Source organism: Stenotrophomonas sp. ISL-67 (assembly GCF_018612915.1).
Lineage (GTDB): Bacteria > Pseudomonadota > Gammaproteobacteria > Xanthomonadales > Xanthomonadaceae > Stenotrophomonas.
On record NZ_JAGGRL010000001.1, the window covers coordinates 576,940 to 596,516 of the forward strand.

Below are 19,577 nucleotides of genomic sequence, written 5' to 3' on the forward strand. Positions count from 1 at the left end.
GCATGTCGTTCCTGTCGAACTTCCTCTCCCGTTCGTTTCACGTGCCCCTGCCCCTGTTCGGAAAGGCATGTGCGGCCGCGTTGCTGGTCGGCGTATGCGCCGTGGTGTTCGCACCGGTGCTGCTCGCCCGGCTGCCCGCGTGGTGCACGCTGGTCTGTGGGGTGGGGGTCTGGTGTGGATGGCCGCGTGCACGATGGTGCGGCGCACTGCTGGCCGGCATGGGCTGGGCGGCCCTGCATGCGCATGCAGGTCTGGCCCTGCAGCTGCCCGCAGGTGCCGTGCCGGCCGAACATGCGCTGCGTGGCCGGGTGGCCGGGCTGCCGCAGCATGGAACGCGCAGCACCCGTTTCCGGTTCCGGGTGGATGACGACGCAACGATGCCCGTGCACCTGCGTGGCCGCGAGCTGGCACTGGCCTGGTATGACAGCGCGCCAAAGGCGGCTGGGCGTGCGCCTGCAACGGCGGTGTCGCAGCGGCATGCCGTGCGCGCCGGCGCGCGTTGGCAGGTGCATGCGCGGCTGCGCCCGCCGCGCGGACTGCGCAATCCCGGCGGCTTCGATGCCGAACGGCATGCGCTGCTGCAGCGGTTGGCTGGTACGGGTCACGTGCGCGCGCCAGCCATGCCACTGGGCGACCCGACCGGGCTGCCGGCGTGGCGCGAGCGCATGGCGGCTGCCATCGCCACGCAGGTGTCCGGCCCGGGGGCGCGTTTCGTACAGGCCCTGGCGCTGGGCGACACCCGCGGGCTGGGGCAGGGCGACTGGGATGACCTGCGTGCGTTGGGCCTGACCCACCTGGTGGCGATCTCCGGATTCCACGTCGGGCTGGTGGCAGGGTTTGCGGCGTGGCTGGCGGCGCTGGCGTGGCGCGCGCTTCCTGCGCTGGGCCGTTACTGGCCGCGGCCATTGGCGGCCGCGCTGGCGGCCGTCGCGGGTGCCGCGCTGTACGCGGCCGTGGCGGGTTTCGCCCTGCCCACGGTGCGAACGGTACTGATGATCGTGGTGGTCGCTGCTGCCCAGTGCGCGCGGCGGCCGACCACGGTTGGCCAGGCACTGGGGCTGGCGGCGCTGGCGGTGCTGCTGGTCGATCCGTTGTCGGTCCTGGCGCCGGGGTTCTGGCTCAGCTTCGCCGGCGTGTTGTGGCTGGTCTGGTGCCTGCCGGGGCGCGACCTGCACTGGCTGCGGACGTTCCTGGCCGCGCAGGGCGTGGCCACCCTGGCGCTGTTGCCGCTCACCGTGGCGCTGTTCGGCCAGGCCTCGCGGGCCGGGCCGCTGGTCAACCTGCTGGCCATTCCGTGGTGGAGCCTGGTGGTGGTGCCGCTGGCACTGCTCGGCACCGGGCTTGAAGCGCTGGTGGAGGGGGCCGGGCGCTGGCCCTGGCGCTGGGCGGCCGCCTGTTTCGACGCAAGCTGGTGGCTGTTCGGGGCGCTGGCCCGCCAGCCCTGGGCATTGTGGTGGGCACCGCAGGCGGGCGTGGCGGCGGTGCCGGCCGCACTGCTCGGGGTGTTCTGGCTGCTGTTGCCGCGCGCCGCGGGTGCGCGCCTGCCCGCGCTGCTGCTGTGCCTGCCGCTGCTGTGGCCGGCCCGCGACCGGCCGGCCGCCGGCGAGGTCGAGCTGCTGGTGATGGATGTGGGGCAGGGGCTGGCGGTGTGGGTACGCACCCGCCACCACCGCCTGCTGTACGACGCCGGGCCGGCTGCCGAGGGCGGATTCGATGCCGGCGAACGGGTGGTGGTGCCGACCCTGCACGCGCTGGGCGAGGCCGGGCTGGACCGGGTGCTGCTCAGCCACGGCGACCGCGACCACGCCGGTGGCATGCCGGCGGTGCGCCGCGCCTTCCACGCCCCACCGCTGCAGGCGCCGCCCGGTGCGGTGCCCGGCAGCAGCCTGCCGTGCAGCCGTGGCCACGCCTGGCACTGGGATGGCGTGGACTTCGCGGTGCTGCACCCGCCGCCCGGCACGCACTACGCCGGCAACGCCAGCAGCTGCGTACTGCGCATCCAGGCCGGCCATGGCGTGGTGCTGTTGACCGGCGACATCGGCCAGCAGGAGGAAGCCGCGCTGTTGGCCACTGCGCCCGCCGCGCTGCGCGCCGACGTGGTGCTGGTGGCCCACCATGGCAGTGCCGGCTCCTCCAGTGCCGGTTGGGTGCAGGCGGTGTCGCCCCGCCTGGCGATCGTCTCTGCCGGGCATGCCAACCGCTTCGGCCATCCGCGCCGGGAGGTGGTGCAGCGCTGGCGGGCCACCCCCGCCGAAGTGCTGAATACCGCAGACAGTGGCGCGCTGCGGATATGGCTGGGCCGCGACGGGGTGCAGGTGCGCGAACAGCGCCTTTTCGAACGCCGTTGGTGGGATGCCGCGGAGCGGGCGCGGTCGGCTGTTATCCTATCGGCGGTCATACAGGCGGCCAATGGGCCGGAGGGTTGAAACGTGTGGGAACTGGTCAAGGCCGGTGGCTGGCCGATGGTGCCGCTGCTGCTGTTGGGCGTACTGGCTTTGGCAATTGTCCTGGAGCGATTCTGGACCTTGCGGCGTAACGAGGTCCTGCCCCCGGGGCTGGGCCAGGAAGTGCGCAACTGGGCCGCGCGCGGCAAGCTCGATCCGAATCACATCCAGTCGCTGCGCGCCAACTCGCCGCTGGGCGCGCTGCTCGCTGTCGCGCTGGAAGCGCGCAACCGTCCGCGCGACCAGATCCGCGAACGCATCGAAGATGCCGGCCGGCACCTGGTGCACCGCATGGAGCGGTTCCTGAACGCGCTGGGTACCATCGCGTCGGCCGGCCCGCTGCTGGGCCTGCTGGGCACCGTAGTGGGCATGATCCAGATGTTCCTCGGCATCCTCGACCATGGCGTGGGCGATGTGAACCAGCTGGCCGGCGGCATCGGCAAGGCGCTGGTATGCACCGCCACCGGCATGATCGTGGCCATTCCGGCGTTGATGTTCCATCGCTACTTCAAGGGCCGCATCGGCGGTTACGTGATCGAGATGGAAATGGAGGCCTCGGCCCTGCTGGACGCGCTGGACGGCCGCCCGGGCGTCATGAACTCAGCAGCGCGCGCCGGCACCGCACCGGCAGCCACTGCTGCGCCCGCCACGGCCAAGGGCTGACGGATGCGCATCCGCAACGACCGGGTCCAGGACGAGGTGCATATCGATCTGGTGCCCCTGATCGACGTCATCCTCGTGCTGATCATCTTCTTCGTGGTCACCACCACCTTCGACGCGCGCTCGACGCTGCAGCTGCAGTTGCCGACCGCCAGCCAGCAGGACACCACCGAGCCGCCGCGCTCGCTGAGCGTGCTGGTCAATGCCGAGGGGCGTTATTTCATCAATGACCAGGAAGTGCTGCGCACCGACGTGGAATCGGTCAAGCAGACGATTGCCGCAGTCGCCGGCAGCGACCGTGAGCAGACCGTGCTGCTGCGCGCCGATGCCCGCACCCCGTACCAGGCCGTGGTGACCGCCCAGGATGCCCTGGGCCAGCTCGGTTTCCGCCGCATCGCCATCGCTACCGCGCCGGAGGTGCGTCCATGAGTAAACAACACGCGCCGGTCTGGCCGATCTACAAACGCCTGCTGGGCTACACGCGCGCCTACTGGGTGTTCATGGTGGCCGCCGTCATCGCGATGGTGGTCGAAGCCCTGGCCGGTTACCACTTCACCAAGCTGATGGAACCGCTGGTCAACCGCGGCTTCGTCAACCCCGAGCCGCGCATGGCGGTGATCCTGCCGCTGACCATCCTCGGGCTGTTCATGATGCGCAGCCTGGCCACGCTGGTCAGCGATTACGCCCTGGCCCGCACCGGGCGCAGCGTGGTGCGCGACCTGCGCGAGCAGGTGCTGTCCAAGTACCTGCACCTGCCGTCGTCGCACTTCGACAGCGAAGCCACGCCGGTGATGGTCAGCCGCCTGAACTACGATACCGAGCAGGTCACCCAGGCCAGCGCCGATGCGCTCAAGACCCTGGTTGCCGACACCCTGACCATCATCGCCATGCTGGTGGTGATGCTGCAGATGAGCGTCAAGGTGACCGTGGCGATGCTGGTGGTGGTGCCGCTGATCGGCGTGATCGTTTCGTTCGTGGGCAAGCGCTACCGGCGCATCAGCCGCGGCATCCAGGACGGCATGGGCAGCATGGCGCAGACCGCCGAGCAGTCGCTCGCCGCGCAGCAGGAAGTGAAGGTGCACGGCACCCAGGCGCACGAGATCTCGCGTTACTCGCGCCTGGCCAACCGCATGCTTGGCCTGAACATGAAGGTCGAAACCACGCGCGCGCTGGCCTCCAGCACCGTGCAGTTCCTGGCCGCGCTGGCGCTGGCCGTGATCGTGTGGGTATCCACCCGCGAAGCGCTCGCCGGGCGACTGAACGCCGGCCAGTTCATGGGCCTGATGACCTCGATGATGGCCATCATCCCGTCGCTGCGCCGCCTGACCAGCGTGCAGACCTCGATCTCGCGCGGCGTGGCCGCCGCCGAGCGCCTGTTCGGCATCCTTGACCTGCCGGTTGAACGTGATGCGGGCAGCACCCGCGCCCAGCGCGTCCGTGGCGAGCTGTCGTTCGAGCACGTCATGCTGCGTTATCGCGAAGACACCGGCATCGCGCTGGACGACATCACCTTCGAGGCCAGGCCGGGCACCGTGACCGCCATCGTGGGCCGCTCCGGCAGCGGCAAGACCAGCCTGATCCGGCTGGTGCCGCGCTTCTATGAGCCCAGTGGCGGGCGCATCCTGCTCGATGGCGTGCCGTTGGACGACTATCCGCTGGCCGACCTGCGCCGCCAGGTGGCGATGGTCGGCCAGAAGGTCATGTTGTTCGACGATACCGTGGGCGCCAACATCGCCTACGGCATGGACGCCAGCGACGAGCAGATCCGCGCCGCCGCCGAAGCGGCCAATGCGTGGGAATTCATCGAACGCATGCCGCAGCAGCTGCAGACCCCAGTGGGTGAGAACGGCGCACTGCTGTCCGGCGGCCAGCGCCAGCGCCTGGCGATCGCCCGCGCGATCCTGCGCGACGCGCCGGTGCTGATCCTCGACGAAGCCACCGCCGCGCTGGACAACGAATCCGAGCGGCTGGTGCAGGACGCCCTGCAGCGCCTGATGCCCGAGCGCACCACGCTGGTGATCGCGCACCGCCTGTCCACCATCGAGCACGCCGACCAGGTGCTGGTGATGGACCACGGCCGCATCGTCGAACGCGGTACCCACAGCGAGCTGCTGGCGCTGGGCGGGCTGTACGAGCACCTGCACAAGATGCAGTTCCGCGAAAGGCAACCCTGATGGCGCAGAAAGGATCCCAGACGCCGTCGTACTGGTACGACGGCAGTGCGATTCCGTTTGCGGCGCGCCTGTTGGCACCGGTGTATGGCGCCGTGGTGGCACTGCGTCGCGGGCTGTATCGCCGCGGTTGGCGCAAGCGACATTCGTTGCCGGTGCCGGTGATCGTGGTGGGCAACGTGACCGCCGGCGGTACCGGCAAGACCCCGCTGACCATCGCCCTGGTCGACCGCCTGCGCGACGCGGGCTGGAAGCCGGGCGTGGCCAGTCGCGGTTACGGTCGTGAAGAGGCCAAGGTGCCGCGCTGGGTCGAGGCGGGCACGCCGACCGCACTGGGCGGTGATGAGCCGGTGTTGATCGCCTGGAAAACCGGTGTGCCGGTCCGGGTCGATGCGGACCGCGTGGCGGCCGGCAAGGCGCTGGTCGAAGCGGGCTGCAACATCATCGTCTGCGACGACGGGCTGCAGCACTATCGGCTGGCGCGCGACATCGAAATCGAAGTGGTCGACGCGCAGCGCCGCTACGGTAATGGCCGGTTGATCCCGGCCGGACCGCTGCGCGAACCCGCCGAACGCGCGCGCGACTGCGACTTCCACGTGGTCAACCTGGGCCAGGCCAGCGCCGATCCGGCCGCGCTTGCCTCCTGCGGTTTCGGCGAATGGCCGATGCAGCTGCACATCGACAGCGCGCAGCCGGTCAGTGGCGGCCGTGCCCGCGCGCTGTCGCACTTCCGTGGCCAGCGCGTGCACGCCGTGGCGGGCATCGCGCATCCGCAGCGTTTCTTCGACATGCTGCGCGCGCAGGGCATCGGCGTGGTCCCGCATGCGTTTGCCGACCACCATGCCTACGAGGCGGCGGACCTGCGTTTTGGCAGCGAGCTGCCGGTGCTGATGACCGAGAAGGATGCCGTGAAGTGCAGGGCGTTCGCCAACGAATGGCATTTTTCGGTGCCGTTGTCTGCCGATCTGCCGGCCGCGTTCTGGGTCAACCTGCTCGACCGCGTGGATAAACTCGGCAAGCGCTGAGCACCGCGTTTGCGGCACACTGGCCGCCATCGTTCCCGCGCCTTTCCGAGAGGTCCCGCATGCACCAGCCCGTCGATTTCGTCGTCGCCATTCCCGCGCGGTACGCCGCCTCGCGGCTGCCCGGCAAACCGCTGCGGCTGCTCGGCGGCAAGCCGCTGGTGCTGCGGGTGGCCGAGCGCGCGTTGCTGGCCGGCGCGCGTGGGGTATGGGTGGCCACCGATGATGTGCGCATTGCCGATGCCTTGCACGGCCTGGACGGGGTGCAGGTGGCGATGACGGCCGCCAGCCATGCCTCCGGTACCGACCGGCTGGCCGAATGTGCCCGGCAGGCCGGGTGGTCCGATGACACCGTCGTGGTGAACCTGCAGGGCGACGAGCCGTTCGCCCCGGCCGAAGGCATCCGCGCGGTGGCCGAAGCACTGGTGTACAGCGGCGCGGACATGGCGACCCTGGCGACCCCGGTGGAGGACGCCGAGACCCTGTTCGACCCGAACGTGGTCAAGGTGGTGCGCCAGCAGAACCTGGACGCGCTGTATTTCAGCCGCGCCCCCATCCCCTGGCACCGGGACGCCTTCGCGCACTCGCGCGAGCGCCTGTCCGGCCCGCATTGGCTGCGCCACATCGGCATCTATGCCTATCGCGCCGGGTTCCTGCACCAGTTTGCGGCGTTGCCACCGGGCACCCTGGAACAGCTGGAATCGCTGGAGCAGCTGCGGGTGCTCGAGGCGGGCCATCGCCTGAGCGTGGCGCTGTCCCCGGCCGCGTTCCCGCCGGGGATCGACACCCCCGAGGATCTGGCGCGGGCCGAGGACTGGCTGGCCCGCCGCGAAATTGACGGTGGCACGGCGGTTGCATGACGCCCAGTCCTGCATAATCACCGCATGAACGTACAGCCTGTCCAGGATCTGCCCGAATTTGCCACGTGGCTCAATGCCGCGCCGACCACCCTGACCGAACTGCGCGGTCGCCCCGTGGTACTGGCCTTCGTCAATGCCGCTTCGGTGTGGTGCGCGCACCGGCTGGCCGAGCTCGGCCAATGGCAGTCGCGCAACCCCGGCAAGCTGCAGTTGCTGGTCCTGCAGGTGCCGCGCTTCGACTGCGAGCGCGAACCGGAGCAGGCGCTGAAGCTGCTGCGCCGCCAGGGCGTGGCCGCGCCGGCGCTGCTGGACGCGGACTGGGATGGCTGGCGCCGGTTCAACGTGATGGCGTGGCCGACCCTGGTCCTGCTGGATGCGCAGGGGCGTGAGGTCGACCGCCTGGTCGGCTTCGGCGACGAGCTTGATCGCGCGCTCAACGCCCTCTGCCAGGGGACGTCGAGCCCGCTCGATGTCGATGCCTCGCGCCAGCGCGAGCTGCATCCGGAGCCGCGCCTGCCATTGCTGTTCCCGACGGCCCTGGCGGTGAGCACCGAGCGGCTGTACATCGCCGACAGCGGCCACCATCGCGTCCTCGAATGCAGCCATGCCGGCCGGGTGCTTCGCCAGTTCGGGCTGGGCACCGCCGACATGATGGACGGTGGCCCGGGCGAAGCCGCGTTCAACCGGCCGCAGGGCCTGGCCCTGGAACGCGAGTGGCTGTACGTGGCCGACACCGGCAACCACGCACTGCGCCGGATCCACCTGCTGACCGGGCAGGTCGACACGCTGTGCGGCAACGGCCGGCCCGGCGATCCGCGCGAAGGCGCAGTGGGCGATCCCCGCCAGACGCCGCTGAATCACCCGCAGGGCCTGGCGGTCGCCGACAACCAGGTACATATCGCCATGGCAGGCGACAACCGCATCTGGAGCTACCACCTGGGCCAGCGCACGCTGTCCTGGCGCGCCGGTTCCGGTGCGATCGACGAACGCGACGGCAGCGGCCACCTGGCCGCGTTCGCGCAGCCGGCGGCGCTGGCCGCCGTGCAGCAGGTGCTGTACGTGTGCGATGCGCTCGGCTCGTCGATCCGTTCGATGCAGCTGCGCGGCGATCGGGTACAGACACTGGTGGGGCAGGGGCCGTGGACGTTCGGCGACCAGGATGGCCCGCGCACGACCGCCCAGCTGCAGTACCCGCAGGCGATCGCGATGAGCCCGGATGCGCCCGTGTTGTGGATCGCCGATACCGGCAACGGCCGCCTGCGCACGCTGCGCCTGGGCGGCGGCGACCTGAACACGGTGGAGCTGCCGCGGCGCCTGCACGGTCCGGCAGGGCTGGCGCTGGGCGGCGGGGCGGTGTGGATCGCCGAGACCGATGCCCACGCCGTGCTGCGTTTCGACCCCGTCAGCGGCGTACTGAGCGACGTACCGATCAGCGAATGACCCTGCCTACCGCTCCGGCCTTCGATGGAAAGGCATTCGCGGCCCACCTGAGCACCGCGCCCGGCGTGTACCGCATGTACGCCACCGACGACACCCTGTTGTATGTCGGCAAGGCGCGCGCGCTGCGTAACCGCGTTGGCAGTTACTTCAATGGCGCGCCGAAGACCGCGCGGATCATGTCCATGCTGTCGCAGGTTGCGCGCATGGACGTGACCGTCACCCGTTCCGAGGCCGAAGCGCTGCTGCTGGAAAACCAGCTGATCAAGTCGCTGTCGCCACGCTACAACGTCTCGCTGCGCGACGACAAAACCTATCCCCACGTGCTGCTGACCCGCGAAGACTGGCCGCGCATCGCGCTGCACCGCGGGCCACGCGCGGTGCCGGGCCGGTACTTCGGTCCCTACCCGGGCGTGACTGCGGTACGTGAAACGCTCAACCTGATGCACAAGCTGTTCAAGCTGCGCAGCTGCGAGGACAGCGTATTCCGCAACCGCTCGCGGCCCTGCCTGCAGTACCAGATCGGCCGCTGCAGCGCGCCCTGCGTGCAGCTGGTGGCAGCCGACGATTACGCCGAATCGGTGCGCCGCGCCTCGATGTTCCTGGAAGGCAAGAGCGACCAGCTGGCGCGCGAACTCGGCACGCAGATGCAGGCGGCAAGCGAAGCGCTGGAATTCGAACAGGCGGCGCGCCTGCGTGACCTGGTGACCGCGCTGCGCAGCATGCAGACCCGCCAGTACGTGGACGGCCGCGCTGCCGACCTCGACGTGCTGGCCTGCGCCACCCAGGGCGCCAGTGCGTGCGTGATGCTGCTGGCGTTCCGCGATGGCCGCAACATGGGTACACGGCCGTTCTTCCCACGCACCAACGGCGAAGAAAGCGCGGAGGAAGTGCTCGGCGCATTTGTATCGCAGTACTACGCCGAACATTCCCCGCCGCGCGAGATCCTGCTAGACCGCGAGATTCCCGATGCCAGTCTGATCGAATCAGCGCTCAGCGCCTCGGCCGAGGCCAAGGTGCAGTTGAAGTGGAATGTACGCGGCGAACGTGCCGGGTACGTCGAGTTGGCCAGCCGCAACGCGCAGATCACGCTGGTCAGCGAACTCACCAGCCGCAGCGCCCAGCATGCGCGCAGCGAAGACCTGCGGCAGATGCTCGGCCTGGCCGAACAGGTCAAGCGCGTGGAGTGCTTCGACATCAGCCACACAATGGGTGAGGCCACGGTGGCATCGTGCGTGGTGTTTGACGCCAGTGGCCCGGTGCGCAGCCAGTACCGCCGCTTCAACATCAGCGGGATCGAACCCGGCGATGACTACGCCGCCATGCGCCAGGCCATCGACCGCCGTTTCCGCCGCGCGGTGGAAGAAGAGGGCGTCCTGCCGGATCTGCTGCTGATCGACGGCGGCGCCGGCCAATTGGCCCAGGCGCAGGCTGCGCTGGCCGACCTGGGCGTGGAAGGGGTGATGCTGGTGGGCGTGGCCAAGGGCGTGGAGCGTCGCGCCGGCCACGAAGCGCTGGTGATGCCCGACGGCCGCGAGCTGCGCCCGGGCGCGGCGTCGCCAGCCCTGCAGTTCATCCAGCAGGTACGCGACGAAGCGCACCGCTTTGCGATCACCGGCCATCGTGGCCGCCGCCAGAAGGCGCGCATGACCAGCAAGCTGGAGGATATTCCCGGCATCGGGCCGCGCCGTCGCGCCAGCCTGCTGAAACATTTTGGTGGACTGGTTGGCCTGAAAGCGGCTGGCGAAGCGGAAATCGCCAAGGTCGAGGGTATCAATGATGCCCTCGCTGCCCGCATCTACGCTAACCTACATGGACTGCCCACGCCCCCTGCGGCCGGCGAGTAGAGAGACGCAATGAAGTTGACCCTCCCCACCTGGCTGACATTGCTGCGGATCGTGATGATCCCGGTGCTGGTGCTGGTGTTCTATCTTCCCTACACCTGGACCAATTTCGCCTCCGCGGCGATCTTCGGCGTCGCGGCGTTGACCGACTGGCTGGATGGCTGGATCGCCCGCCGCTACGACCTTGCCTCGGCGTTCGGTGCGTTCCTTGATCCGGTCGCGGACAAGCTGATGGTGGCCGTGGCGCTGTTCCTGATCGTGCAGGGCCACCCGACGCCGTGGATGGCGTTCTGGGCGGCGGTCATCGTCGGCCGCGAAATCGCGGTATCGGCGCTGCGCGAATGGATGGCTGAAATCGGCCAGCGCGCGAAGGTGCGGGTGGCGTTGATCGGCAAGATCAAGACCACCGCGCAGATGGTCGCGCTGTTGTGCCTGCTGTATTCGGTGGCACCGAATACGCCGGTGACCGATATCTGGATGGGTGAACCGGTATTCCATGTCGGCGACTGGACACTGGCGATCGCCGCGGTGCTCACCCTGTTCTCCGGCCTGCAGTACCTGCATGCGGCGTGGCCGAGCCTGCGCGAGGACGAACGCGCCGCGCGTGAAACCGCACGCTTGAAAAAGAAGGGCTGAGGGCTGTTGACAGCACCGCGTTTGGCTGTAGAATTTCGCCTCCCAAGCGGGAATAGCTCAGTTGGTAGAGCGCAACCTTGCCAAGGTTGAGGTCGCGAGTTCGAGTCTCGTTTCCCGCTCCAGGTTCAAGAAAAAAGCGACCTTCGGGTCGCTTTTTTCGTTGGCGGGCACGGCCTGGGCCGGGTGCACGACACGCTGTCCGGGGTCGAGCAGCCGATGGCCGGCCTGCGTTTGCACGGCTGAATACCGCTGCATAAACATGTTGACGACGTGAAGGAATCCCGACACAATAGCGCTCCTTCGACGCAGTCAGGTTGAGGGAAGGCAGCAGATCTGCGGGAATAGCTCAGTTGGTAGAGCGCAACCTTGCCAAGGTTGAGGTCGCGAGTTCGAGTCTCGTTTCCCGCTCCATATTTTGACAGGGCCCCCTTGGGGCCTTGTTTTTCTCCGCGGTGGCACGCGGCGAAGACGTGTAAAAAGGCTGGTGTGTTACCCGCGGTTTCGGTAACATATGCGCCTGATTTTGCGGGAATAGCTCAGTTGGTAGAGCGCAACCTTGCCAAGGTTGAGGTCGCGAGTTCGAGTCTCGTTTCCCGCTCCACATCCTGACCAGGCCCCGTTCTCGGGGTCTTGTCTTATAGGGTCACCGGCCTGGTGGCAGAGTGGTCATGCAGCGGACTGCAAATCCGCGTACGCCGGTTCAATTCCGACCCAGGCCTCCAGTAGTTCGAACAACCCCGCTTCGGCGGGGTTGTTCGTTTCTGCTCCTTCACCTCGCCCGGACGAGCGCGGACCTACTGTGCAGTGACGTTTCGTGTCGAGGATGTTCGATGGATATCGCCTTGTGGTTTGCAGCCGTCGGCGCGCCCGGTTCGTTCTGGGAGTCTCCCAGCAACGTCAGCGGTGCGGTCATGCTGGGGTTTGGCGTGGCGGCCATCGCGCTCTCGTTTGGCTTGGCCAAGGTGTTCAAGCGTTTCAACGGGGTGGCCTGGATGGTACTGGGCGCAGGCCTGGCCATCAGCGCCTATGGCATCTGGCGGATGGGAAGCTGACCGCCGCACGGGCCCGTATGGGCTGCCATCAGGGTGTCAATCATCGCGCGGCATCCTGCCTGCTTGGCCGGGCCTTGCCTGAACCATTCATGTAATGTTTGATCGCCTGTTCACCATTGGTTGACTTGGCGCGAACGGCATGAAAGGGTGGAGTGAAACGTGGGTGAAGTCCCGCCGCCACCCAGCGGCGGGGCGGCAGGCGCAAGCCTGACAGGGGGAATTGCTCGTCTTCGATGCAGGGCAGGTCCAAGGGAGGTCGTATGCGATACGGCGCGAATGACTTGGCTGACGGCGTCCGCACCGAGCTGGAGGCCAGCTACAGCAAGCACGGGTGTGGGCCGGAGTTCTGGACCACCTACCAGCAGGTGCTTGAACGCCTGGTGCCGCAGGGCCGCGGCCGCACCGAGGTGACCAACGAACTGGCCCTGATCATCGAACAGCTCGGCATTGTCCGGCGCGCGCAGATGGTGCCGCCGCCCGACAGCCGCACGCGCTGAAGCCAATCGCCCGGGGACCTTCCCTGCGACAGCACGCCACATTGATCCCGACCAACGCGGCGTAGCATCATTGCCGCGCCGTCGTCCCGTGTCCGTTGTCGAGGAAGCCATGTCGTCCCCCGCCACCATCGCGCTGCCCGTCGCCTCCGCGACGTTGTGCAGCGAGCAGGAAGTCACCCGCCTGGTGCACGACTTCTACGCCCGCGTACGCCAGGACGGGCGGTTGGGCCCGGTGTTCGACGCACGCATCCACGACTGGGACGCGCACCTGGCCCAGCTGGTGGATTTCTGGTCGGCGATGCTGCGCGGTACCCGTCGCTTCAACGGCAACCCGATGTCGAAACACATGGCCATGCCCGAGCTGGAGCGTGAGCTGTTCGACCGTTGGCTGCGGCTGTTCCACCAGACCACCGCCGAATCGGGCAACCTTCCCATGCAGCAGCTGGCCGACGATGTGGCCACGCGCATCGCCGACACCTTCTGGCGGCGCATCCAGATGCAGCGCTGGCCGGCGCTGCCGATCGCCGGAAACCCGCGCCCGGATTGATCTGGCTCAATGCAGGGCCGGGCCGCGGCGCGCACGCTGGCGCCATGGACACCCTTTCGCCTGCCACCGCCGGGCTCGCCTGGCACTTCGATCCGGACCTGCTGCGCCGTCACGACCGGCCCGGCCCGCGCTATACCTCCTATCCGACCGCGCCGCATTTCCACGACGGCTTTGGCGAGCAAGGACTGCGTGCCGCCATTGCGGCCAGCAATGGCCAGGCGCTGCCGTTGTCGTTGTACGTGCATGTGCCGTACTGCAGCAGTCCATGCTTCTACTGTGGGTGCAACCGGGTGATTACCCGCGACCACGGCAAGGGCGTGGCGTATGTCGCGCGCGTGCTCAGCGAAGCCGATCTGATCGCACCGCTGTTCGATGCCTCGCGCGACGTGGTCCAGCTGCACCTCGGCGGTGGTACACCGAACTTCCTGGCCGCCCCGCAGATGCGCGAGCTGATCCATGGCCTGCGCCAGCGTTTTTCATTCAGCACCACGGCCAGTCGCGATTTCTCGATCGAACTCGATCCGCGCTTCGTCACCCGCGACGACATCGCCGTGCTGGGCACGCTGGGCTTCAACCGGGCCAGCCTGGGCATCCAGGATTTCGATCCGGTGGTGCAGCGCGCGATCAACCGCGAGCAGGGCGTGGACGCCACGCTGGAGGTGCTGCGTGCCTGCCGCGAGCACGGCCTGCGCTCGGTCAACGTCGACCTGATCTATGGCCTGCCGCACCAGACGCTGGAGGGCTTCGCGCGGACCTTGGACACCGTGCTGCGCGAGCGCCCCGACCGGTTGGCGATCTACGGGTATGCGCACCTGCCGAACCTGTTCAAGGCGCAGCGGCAGATCCGCGATGCCGCACTGCCCAGCCCGGAACAGAAGCTGGCCTTGCTGGGCCTGGCGGTGCGTCGGCTGTCGCTGGCCGGTTACCAGTACATCGGCATGGACCATTTCGCGTTGCCGGAAGAGAATCTCTCCCGCGCCCAGCGCGCCGGCCAGTTGCACCGCAACTTCATGGGCTACACCACCCACGCGCAGACCGACCTGGTCGGGCTGGGCGCCAGCGCGATCAGTCGCATCGGCAGCAGTTACAGCCAGAACCCCCGCGACTTGCCGGGCTGGGAAACGGCGGTGGATGCCGGGCGCCTGCCGGTGTGGCGGGGGCTGACCCTGGATGCGGACGATGCGCTGCGCGCCGAGCTGATCAACCAGCTGATGTGCCAGGGCGAGGTGGATGGCCGCGCGTTGGGCGCGCGCCATGCTGTCGATTTCGACCAGTACTTTGCCGAAGCGCTGTCCGCCCTGGCGGCGCTGGAGGCCGACGGCCTGGCCGAGTATCACGACGGCGTCGTACGTGCCACCGCGCGCGGGCGTCCGCTGCTGCGCCTGCTGGCGATGTGCTTCGACCGTTACCTGGCCCAGCCCGAACAGCCGGTGCGCTACTCGCGGGCGATCTGACGCGTTCGCGTCGCGGGATGGATGTGGTGCCCGGAGCCGGAATCGAACCGGCATGGGGTTGCCCCCGGCGGATTTTAAGTCCGATGCGTCTACCAGTTTCGCCATCCGGGCGGCGCTGCGGAGGGATTGTAGCGGAATCCAGCGGGGCGCTAGCATCAGGCTTTCCTGCTCCAGGCCCATTTGCACATGCTGAAACTGCACATCGGCAACAAGAACTACTCCTCGTGGTCGATGCGCCCGTGGGTGCTGATGACCCAAGCCGGCATTCCCTTCGACGAGGTCGTGCTGCGCTTTGACAGCTTCGGCCCGGACTCGCAGTTCAAGTGCAGTGCGGAGGCGTTGTCGCCCTCGGGCACCGTGCCTGTGCTGGTCGATGGCGAGCTGGTCGTATGGGATTCGCTGGCCATCGCCGAATACCTGGCCGAACGTTTTCCGGAACGGGCGCTGTGGCCGCAGGATCGCAGCGAACGCGCACTGGCCCGTAGCGCGACCGCCGCCATGCATAGCGGATTCGGCGCGTTGCGCTCGCACTTCCCGATGAACATCGAAGCGCAGCTTCCCGAGGTCGGGGCGCGCGTACTTCGCGGTCAGCCGGACGTGGTGGCCGACCTGCAGCGTCTTCAAGCGCTCTGGGAGCGGTTGCTGGCACGGCATGAGGGTCCGTTGCTGTTCGACCGATTCAGCATCGCCGATGCGTTCTTCGCGCCGGTGGTCATGCGCCTGCACACCTATGCCGTGACGGTGTCGCCACGCGTGGCCACCTACATGCAGCAGGTGCGGGCATTGCCGGGTGTGCAGGCGTGGATCGCGGCGGCGCTGGACGAGCACGATTTCCGGCCGTTTGAAGAACCGTACCGGCAGGCGCCGGATCCGGGCTGATCGGCACCGGTACTTGAGGCATGGTTTACGCCGCTGCAATGCGCGCCATACGCTGCGCGGCAGGCGCACAGGAAGGTGGACAGGCATGGCGAAGATGGCAGCGGCAGGCGCGATGCTGGTGTGGCTGGCCTGCGCGGGCGTGCCCGAGGGCTGGGCCCAGCAGGCGGCGCCCGAGGTAATCGACCTCGCTCCGGTGGTGGTGTCCGGCGCGCAGCCAGGGCCGGGCATGCTGGACACCCGCTTTGCCGACCAGTGGATGGGGGCGGCGCGGGAGTCACTGGCCAGGCACCCGGTAACCTTCGCGACGGTGTCCGTCCATTCCCTGGTCGAACCGGGCGGCTACCTCGAGCGCCTGCGCTTGGCCGGCTACATGGTGGAATCGCCCTGAGTCTTCATGGCATAGTCATGTGGACTTCACCGGGGGGTGCATATGGCGTTGCGGGCATTCGCCTATGTGAGCGAAGCCGTCGAGGGCATCGAGGGCGCCGACATCGACCGCATCCTCGTTGAAGCGTCGAGCTTCAACCGGGTGGCAGGTGTCACGGGTGTATTGATGTTCGACGGCCGGCGCTTCCTGCAGTACATCGAGGGACCCGACGATGGCGTGGCCCCGGTCGAGCAGCGTGTGATCAACGCGCGCAGCCACCAGCACATGCGCGAGCTGGCGCGCGGCGAGGTCGCCACGCGTCACTTCCCGCGCTGGACGATGGCCTCGGCCCGGATCGAAGCGGAAGTGATGGATGCCATCGTGGACGTGGACTGGGCCGGGTTCTCCGCGGCCGCGCCGGTGGATGGCCAGCGCCGGATCGGTTTCGCGCGCCTGCTCGAGGTGTGGACCGGCGTGTCCGGCGAACTCGAACCGGCGGCGGTGACGCTGGGGTCATGATCGTCGTGGTTCGTAACACAAAGATCACAGGTCGGTCCTTACCATGCGTCTACCAGCTGTGACCGGTCCGGGGTACGCCCCCGGGGTTGTCTGAAAGGGAAGTAACCGCAGCTGGACCACTTGTTGGCCGTCGTCCGTACTCTCCGCGGGCGGCGGCTTTGTTCTTTGTGGCGCAGCGCCTGCCGCGTTAGGCTGTCGCAACTGTTCCCTGGTGGTGTCCCGCATGATCGATCGTCCCCCTGCGTTCCTGTTGTCGCGCCTGCGCGCGCCTGCGAGGCTGGCCGGATGACGGCGGCGGACCGCGCCGCACAGGCGCGCATCGGCGTGATCGGGCTGGGGTATGTAGGCTTGCCGTTGACGGTGGCCTTCGGCGCGCACCAACCCACGCTGGGTTATGACATCGACCGCGCGCGCGTGGCCGAACTGCAGCAGGGACGCGATCACACGCTGGAAATGTCGCCGGACGAACTTGCCGCTGCGGTGCACGCGCGCTACAGCGTCGACCCGGCCGACCTTGCGGCGTGCACCGTCTACATCGTGACCGTGCCCACCCCGATCGATGCGCACGAACAGCCGGACCTCGGTCCGCTGCGCAATGCCAGCATCCTGATCGGCAGCGTGCTCAAGCCCGGCGACCTGGTGATCTACGAATCCACGGTTTACCCCGGCACCACCGAAGAAGTCTGCGTGCCACTGCTGGAAGCCGGGTCGGGGCTGCGTTTCAACCAGGATTTCCACTGCGGTTACAGCCCGGAGCGGATCAACCCGGGTGATCGCCAGCGGCGCCTGCCCGACATCCGCAAGATCACCTCCGGCTCCACCCCGGAGGTTGCCGCATGGGTGGATGCCCTGTATGCGCGCATCATCACCGCCGGCACCTGGCCGGCACCGTCGATCCGCGTGGCCGAAGCGGCCAAGGTGATCGAGAACATCCAGCGTGACGTCAACATCGCGCTGGTCAACGAACTGGCGCTGATCTTCGACCGGCTTGGCATCGACACCCAGGATGTACTGGATGCCGCTGGCAGCAAGTGGAACTTCCTGCCGTTCCGGCCGGGCCTGGTCGGTGGACACTGTATCGGCGTGGATCCCTATTACCTGCTGCACAAATCCGAAAGCGTGGGCTACCACCCCGACCTGATCCACACCGCGCGCCAGGTCAACAACCGCGTCGGCGCGCACGTGGCGCAACGCGTGCTGGCGCTGCTTGCCGGCCGCGGCAAGACGGGGCAGGGCGCGCGCGTGCTGGTGCTGGGGGTGACCTTCAAGGAAAACTGCCCGGACCTGCGCAACAGCCGTGCGCTGGAACTGGCCCAGGCCCTGCAGGCCAGCGGTGCGCAGGTGCACGTGCAGGACCCCTGGGTCGGCCCGGCCACGCTGGAAGGCAGTGGCGTGCAGTGGGTGGAACAGCCCGATCCGCAGGGCTACGACGCGGTCGTGCTGGCGGTCGCGCACGAGCGCTTCCGCAGCTTGGACGCGGCACGGATCCGTGCGCTGCTGGTGCCCGATGGGGTCGTCTACGACGTGAAGTCGGTCTGGCCACGGGACGTCGTCGACGACCGGCTGTAGACTCGAACACGGTTGTTGATCGAGGAAAGCCATGCATCGTTACCTGGTCTACGTGCTCGCCATCCTGTTGTTCCCGGTCTCGCTGTGGCTGGCCGGGTACTGGCCCGCCTGGTACTGGGGCGTGGGCATCAGTGCGGCGATGGCCATCCTGGGGACCTGGGACCTGCTGCAGAAGCGCAGCACGCTGCGTCGCAACTACCCGGTGATGGCGCATTTCCGATACGGGCTGGAATCGATCGGCCCGGAAATCCGCCAGTACTTCGTGCAGAGCGATCTTGAAGATGTGCCGTTCTCGCGCCAGCAGCGTGCGCTGATCTACCAGCGTTCCAAGAACGAAATGGACGTGGTGCCGTTTGGCACGCTGCGCAGCACCTACGCGGTGGACTACGAATGGATCAATCATTCGCTGGCGCCGACCGAAGTGGCCGACCACGACTTCCGCGTGCTGATCGGGCCCAACTGTGCCAAGCCGTATTCGGCCAGCGTGTTCAACATCTCGGCCATGAGTTTCGGCTCCTTGTCGGCCAATGCGATCCGTGCGCTCAACGAAGGCGCGCGCCGTGGCGGGTTCTACCATGACACCGGCGAAGGCTCGATCTCGCCATACCACCGCGAGATGGGCGGCGACCTGGTCTGGGAAATCGGCTCGGGGTACTTCGGCTGCCGCGATGAGCACGGCGGTTTCAGCGAAGAACGTTTCGTGGCCAATGCCAATACCGACCAGGTGAAGATGATCGAGATCAAGCTGTCGCAGGGCGCCAAGCCCGGCCACGGCGGAGTGCTGCCGGCCGCCAAGGTCAGCGCCGAGATCTCTGCCACCCGCGGCGTGCCGATGGGCGTGGACTGCGTCTCGCCGTCGAAGCATTCTGCGTTCAACACGCCGGTGGAACTGCTGCAGTTCGTGGCGCGCCTGCGCGAGCTGTCCGGTGGCAAGCCGGTAGGCTTCAAGCTGGCCATCGGGCACCCGTGGGAGTGGTTCGGCATCGCCAAGGCGATGCAGGAAACCGCGCTGCTGCCTGATTTCATCGTGGTCGACGGTGCCGAAGGGGGCACCGGCGCGGCGCCGGCCGAGTTCATCGACCATGTCGGCGTGCCGATGCATGAAGCGCTGCTGCTGGTGCACAACACGCTGGTTGGGCTGGACCTGCGTGACCGCATCCGGGTCGGCGCGGCGGGGAAGGTCAGCAGTGCGTTCGAGATCGCGCGCACCATCGCGCTCGGCGCGGACTGGTGCAATGCAGGTCGGGGTTTCATGTTCGCGCTGGGCTGCATCCAGTCGCTGAGCTGCCACAGCGATCGCTGCCCCACCGGCATCGCCACGCAGAACCCGAACCGCTGGCGGCACCTGGATCCGGCCGACAAGGCCACGCGCGTGCACAACTACCACGAGAACACCCTGCGCGCGCTGCGCGACCTGCTGTGCGCGGCCGGCCTGCAGCACCCCGCCGAGCTGGGCCCGGAACACATCGTGCGCCGCGTGTCGCCGGTGGAAATCCGCTCACTGGCCTCGCTGTACCGTTACCTCACCCCGGGCGAACTGCTGCGCCGGGTCCCGGACCATGCGGTCTTCCACGATTTCTGGGCAGACGCGCGCAGCGATTCGTTCCAGCCGCCGGCGC

18 protein-coding genes and 5 tRNA genes are annotated in these 19,577 nt (G+C 68.1%); 22 read left to right on the forward strand and 1 reads right to left on the reverse strand.

The annotated features are described in order from the left end of the window. Positions 1–2 precede the first annotated feature (2 nt). The 17 genes from J7J08_RS02760 to hemN all read left to right on the forward strand — a co-directional run bounded on the left by J7J08_RS02760 (position 3) and on the right by hemN (position 14,624). Positions 3–2,426 carry a DNA internalization-related competence protein ComEC/Rec2 gene (locus J7J08_RS02760; RefSeq protein WP_214901266.1) on the forward strand — a complete coding sequence of 808 codons (2,424 nt, stop codon included), beginning with the start codon at positions 3–5 and terminating at the stop codon, positions 2,424–2,426. A 3-nt stretch (positions 2,427–2,429) separates the two neighbouring features. Then, positions 2,430–3,107 carry a MotA/TolQ/ExbB proton channel family protein gene (locus tag J7J08_RS02765; protein ID WP_214901268.1) on the forward strand — a complete coding sequence of 226 codons (678 nt, stop codon included), beginning with the start codon at positions 2,430–2,432 and terminating at the stop codon, positions 3,105–3,107. Between the two features lie 3 nt (positions 3,108–3,110). Further along, positions 3,111–3,533: a biopolymer transporter ExbD gene (locus J7J08_RS02770; protein ID WP_070209310.1), complete on the forward strand. Its 423-nt coding sequence runs from the start codon at positions 3,111–3,113 to the stop codon at positions 3,531–3,533. Then, positions 3,530–5,278, forward strand: coding sequence for a lipid A export permease/ATP-binding protein MsbA (gene msbA, locus J7J08_RS02775; RefSeq protein WP_214901270.1), 1,749 nt, complete (start codon positions 3,530–3,532; stop codon positions 5,276–5,278). The genes J7J08_RS02770 and msbA overlap by 4 nt, the downstream gene beginning before the upstream one ends. After that, positions 5,278–6,300 carry a tetraacyldisaccharide 4'-kinase gene (lpxK, locus tag J7J08_RS02780; RefSeq protein WP_214901272.1) on the forward strand — a complete coding sequence of 341 codons (1,023 nt, stop codon included), beginning with the start codon at positions 5,278–5,280 and terminating at the stop codon, positions 6,298–6,300. Before msbA ends, lpxK begins: the two co-directional genes overlap by 1 nt. A 59-nt stretch (positions 6,301–6,359) precedes the next feature. After that, entirely contained in the window at positions 6,360–7,157 is a 798-nt protein-coding gene (gene kdsB, locus J7J08_RS02785; protein ID WP_214901274.1) for a 3-deoxy-manno-octulosonate cytidylyltransferase, read from the forward strand. A gap of 24 nt (positions 7,158–7,181) precedes the next feature. After that, complete coding sequence (locus tag J7J08_RS02790; protein ID WP_214901276.1) at positions 7,182–8,597, forward strand: hypothetical protein; 1,416 nt, start codon at positions 7,182–7,184, stop codon at positions 8,595–8,597. Next, the gene (gene uvrC / locus J7J08_RS02795; protein ID WP_214901277.1) at positions 8,594–10,441 is read left to right on the forward strand and encodes an excinuclease ABC subunit UvrC; all 1,848 of its coding nucleotides are present in this window, start codon (positions 8,594–8,596) and stop codon (positions 10,439–10,441) included. The genes J7J08_RS02790 and uvrC overlap by 4 nt, the downstream gene beginning before the upstream one ends. A gap of 9 nt (positions 10,442–10,450) precedes the next feature. After that, the gene (gene pgsA / locus J7J08_RS02800; RefSeq protein WP_214901278.1) at positions 10,451–11,074 is read left to right on the forward strand and encodes a CDP-diacylglycerol--glycerol-3-phosphate 3-phosphatidyltransferase; all 624 of its coding nucleotides are present in this window, start codon (positions 10,451–10,453) and stop codon (positions 11,072–11,074) included. A 46-nt stretch (positions 11,075–11,120) separates the two neighbouring features. Then, positions 11,121–11,196, forward strand: a tRNA-Gly gene (locus J7J08_RS02805). Between the two features lie 213 nt (positions 11,197–11,409). Then, positions 11,410–11,485: transfer RNA gene (locus tag J7J08_RS02810), tRNA-Gly, on the forward strand. A gap of 114 nt (positions 11,486–11,599) precedes the next feature. Next, positions 11,600–11,675: transfer RNA gene (locus J7J08_RS02815), tRNA-Gly, on the forward strand. A 47-nt stretch (positions 11,676–11,722) separates the two neighbouring features. Next, positions 11,723–11,796, forward strand: a tRNA-Cys gene (locus tag J7J08_RS02820). A 108-nt stretch (positions 11,797–11,904) separates the two neighbouring features. Further along, positions 11,905–12,126: a hypothetical protein gene (locus J7J08_RS02825; protein ID WP_214901279.1), complete on the forward strand. Its 222-nt coding sequence runs from the start codon at positions 11,905–11,907 to the stop codon at positions 12,124–12,126. Positions 12,127–12,386: 260 nt separating this feature from the next. Further along, positions 12,387–12,623, forward strand: coding sequence for a hypothetical protein (locus tag J7J08_RS02830; protein WP_214901280.1), 237 nt, complete (start codon positions 12,387–12,389; stop codon positions 12,621–12,623). Between the two features lie 109 nt (positions 12,624–12,732). Further along, entirely contained in the window at positions 12,733–13,170 is a 438-nt protein-coding gene (locus tag J7J08_RS02835) for a group III truncated hemoglobin (RefSeq protein WP_214901281.1), read from the forward strand. Positions 13,171–13,214: 44 nt separating this feature from the next. Continuing rightward, positions 13,215–14,624: an oxygen-independent coproporphyrinogen III oxidase gene (hemN, locus tag J7J08_RS02840; protein ID WP_214901282.1), complete on the forward strand. Its 1,410-nt coding sequence runs from the start codon at positions 13,215–13,217 to the stop codon at positions 14,622–14,624. 24 nt (positions 14,625–14,648) lie between these two features. On the opposite strand, the gene J7J08_RS02845 is transcribed toward hemN, so the two are convergent. Beyond that, positions 14,649–14,735 (reverse strand) — tRNA-Leu (locus tag J7J08_RS02845). A 75-nt stretch (positions 14,736–14,810) separates the two neighbouring features. Between J7J08_RS02845 and J7J08_RS02850 the strand changes: the two genes are divergently transcribed. The 5 genes from J7J08_RS02850 to J7J08_RS02870 all read left to right on the forward strand — a co-directional run. After that, positions 14,811–15,503 (forward strand): glutathione S-transferase family protein, encoded by a 693-nt coding sequence (locus J7J08_RS02850; RefSeq protein ID WP_214901284.1) that lies wholly within the window; start codon positions 14,811–14,813, stop codon positions 15,501–15,503. An 85-nt stretch (positions 15,504–15,588) separates the two neighbouring features. Continuing rightward, entirely contained in the window at positions 15,589–15,891 is a 303-nt protein-coding gene (locus J7J08_RS02855; RefSeq protein WP_214901286.1) for a hypothetical protein, read from the forward strand. A gap of 42 nt (positions 15,892–15,933) precedes the next feature. Beyond that, a complete protein-coding gene (locus J7J08_RS02860) occupies positions 15,934–16,389 on the forward strand; it encodes a BLUF domain-containing protein (protein ID WP_214901288.1) in 456 nt (151 codons plus the stop codon). Between the two features lie 285 nt (positions 16,390–16,674). After that, positions 16,675–17,958: a nucleotide sugar dehydrogenase gene (locus tag J7J08_RS02865; RefSeq protein ID WP_214901290.1), complete on the forward strand. Its 1,284-nt coding sequence runs from the start codon at positions 16,675–16,677 to the stop codon at positions 17,956–17,958. 31 nt (positions 17,959–17,989) lie between these two features. Continuing rightward, positions 17,990–19,577, forward strand: a 1,588-nt coding sequence (locus J7J08_RS02870; protein WP_214901292.1) for an FMN-binding glutamate synthase family protein, incomplete at its 3' end; no start/stop codon positions are given.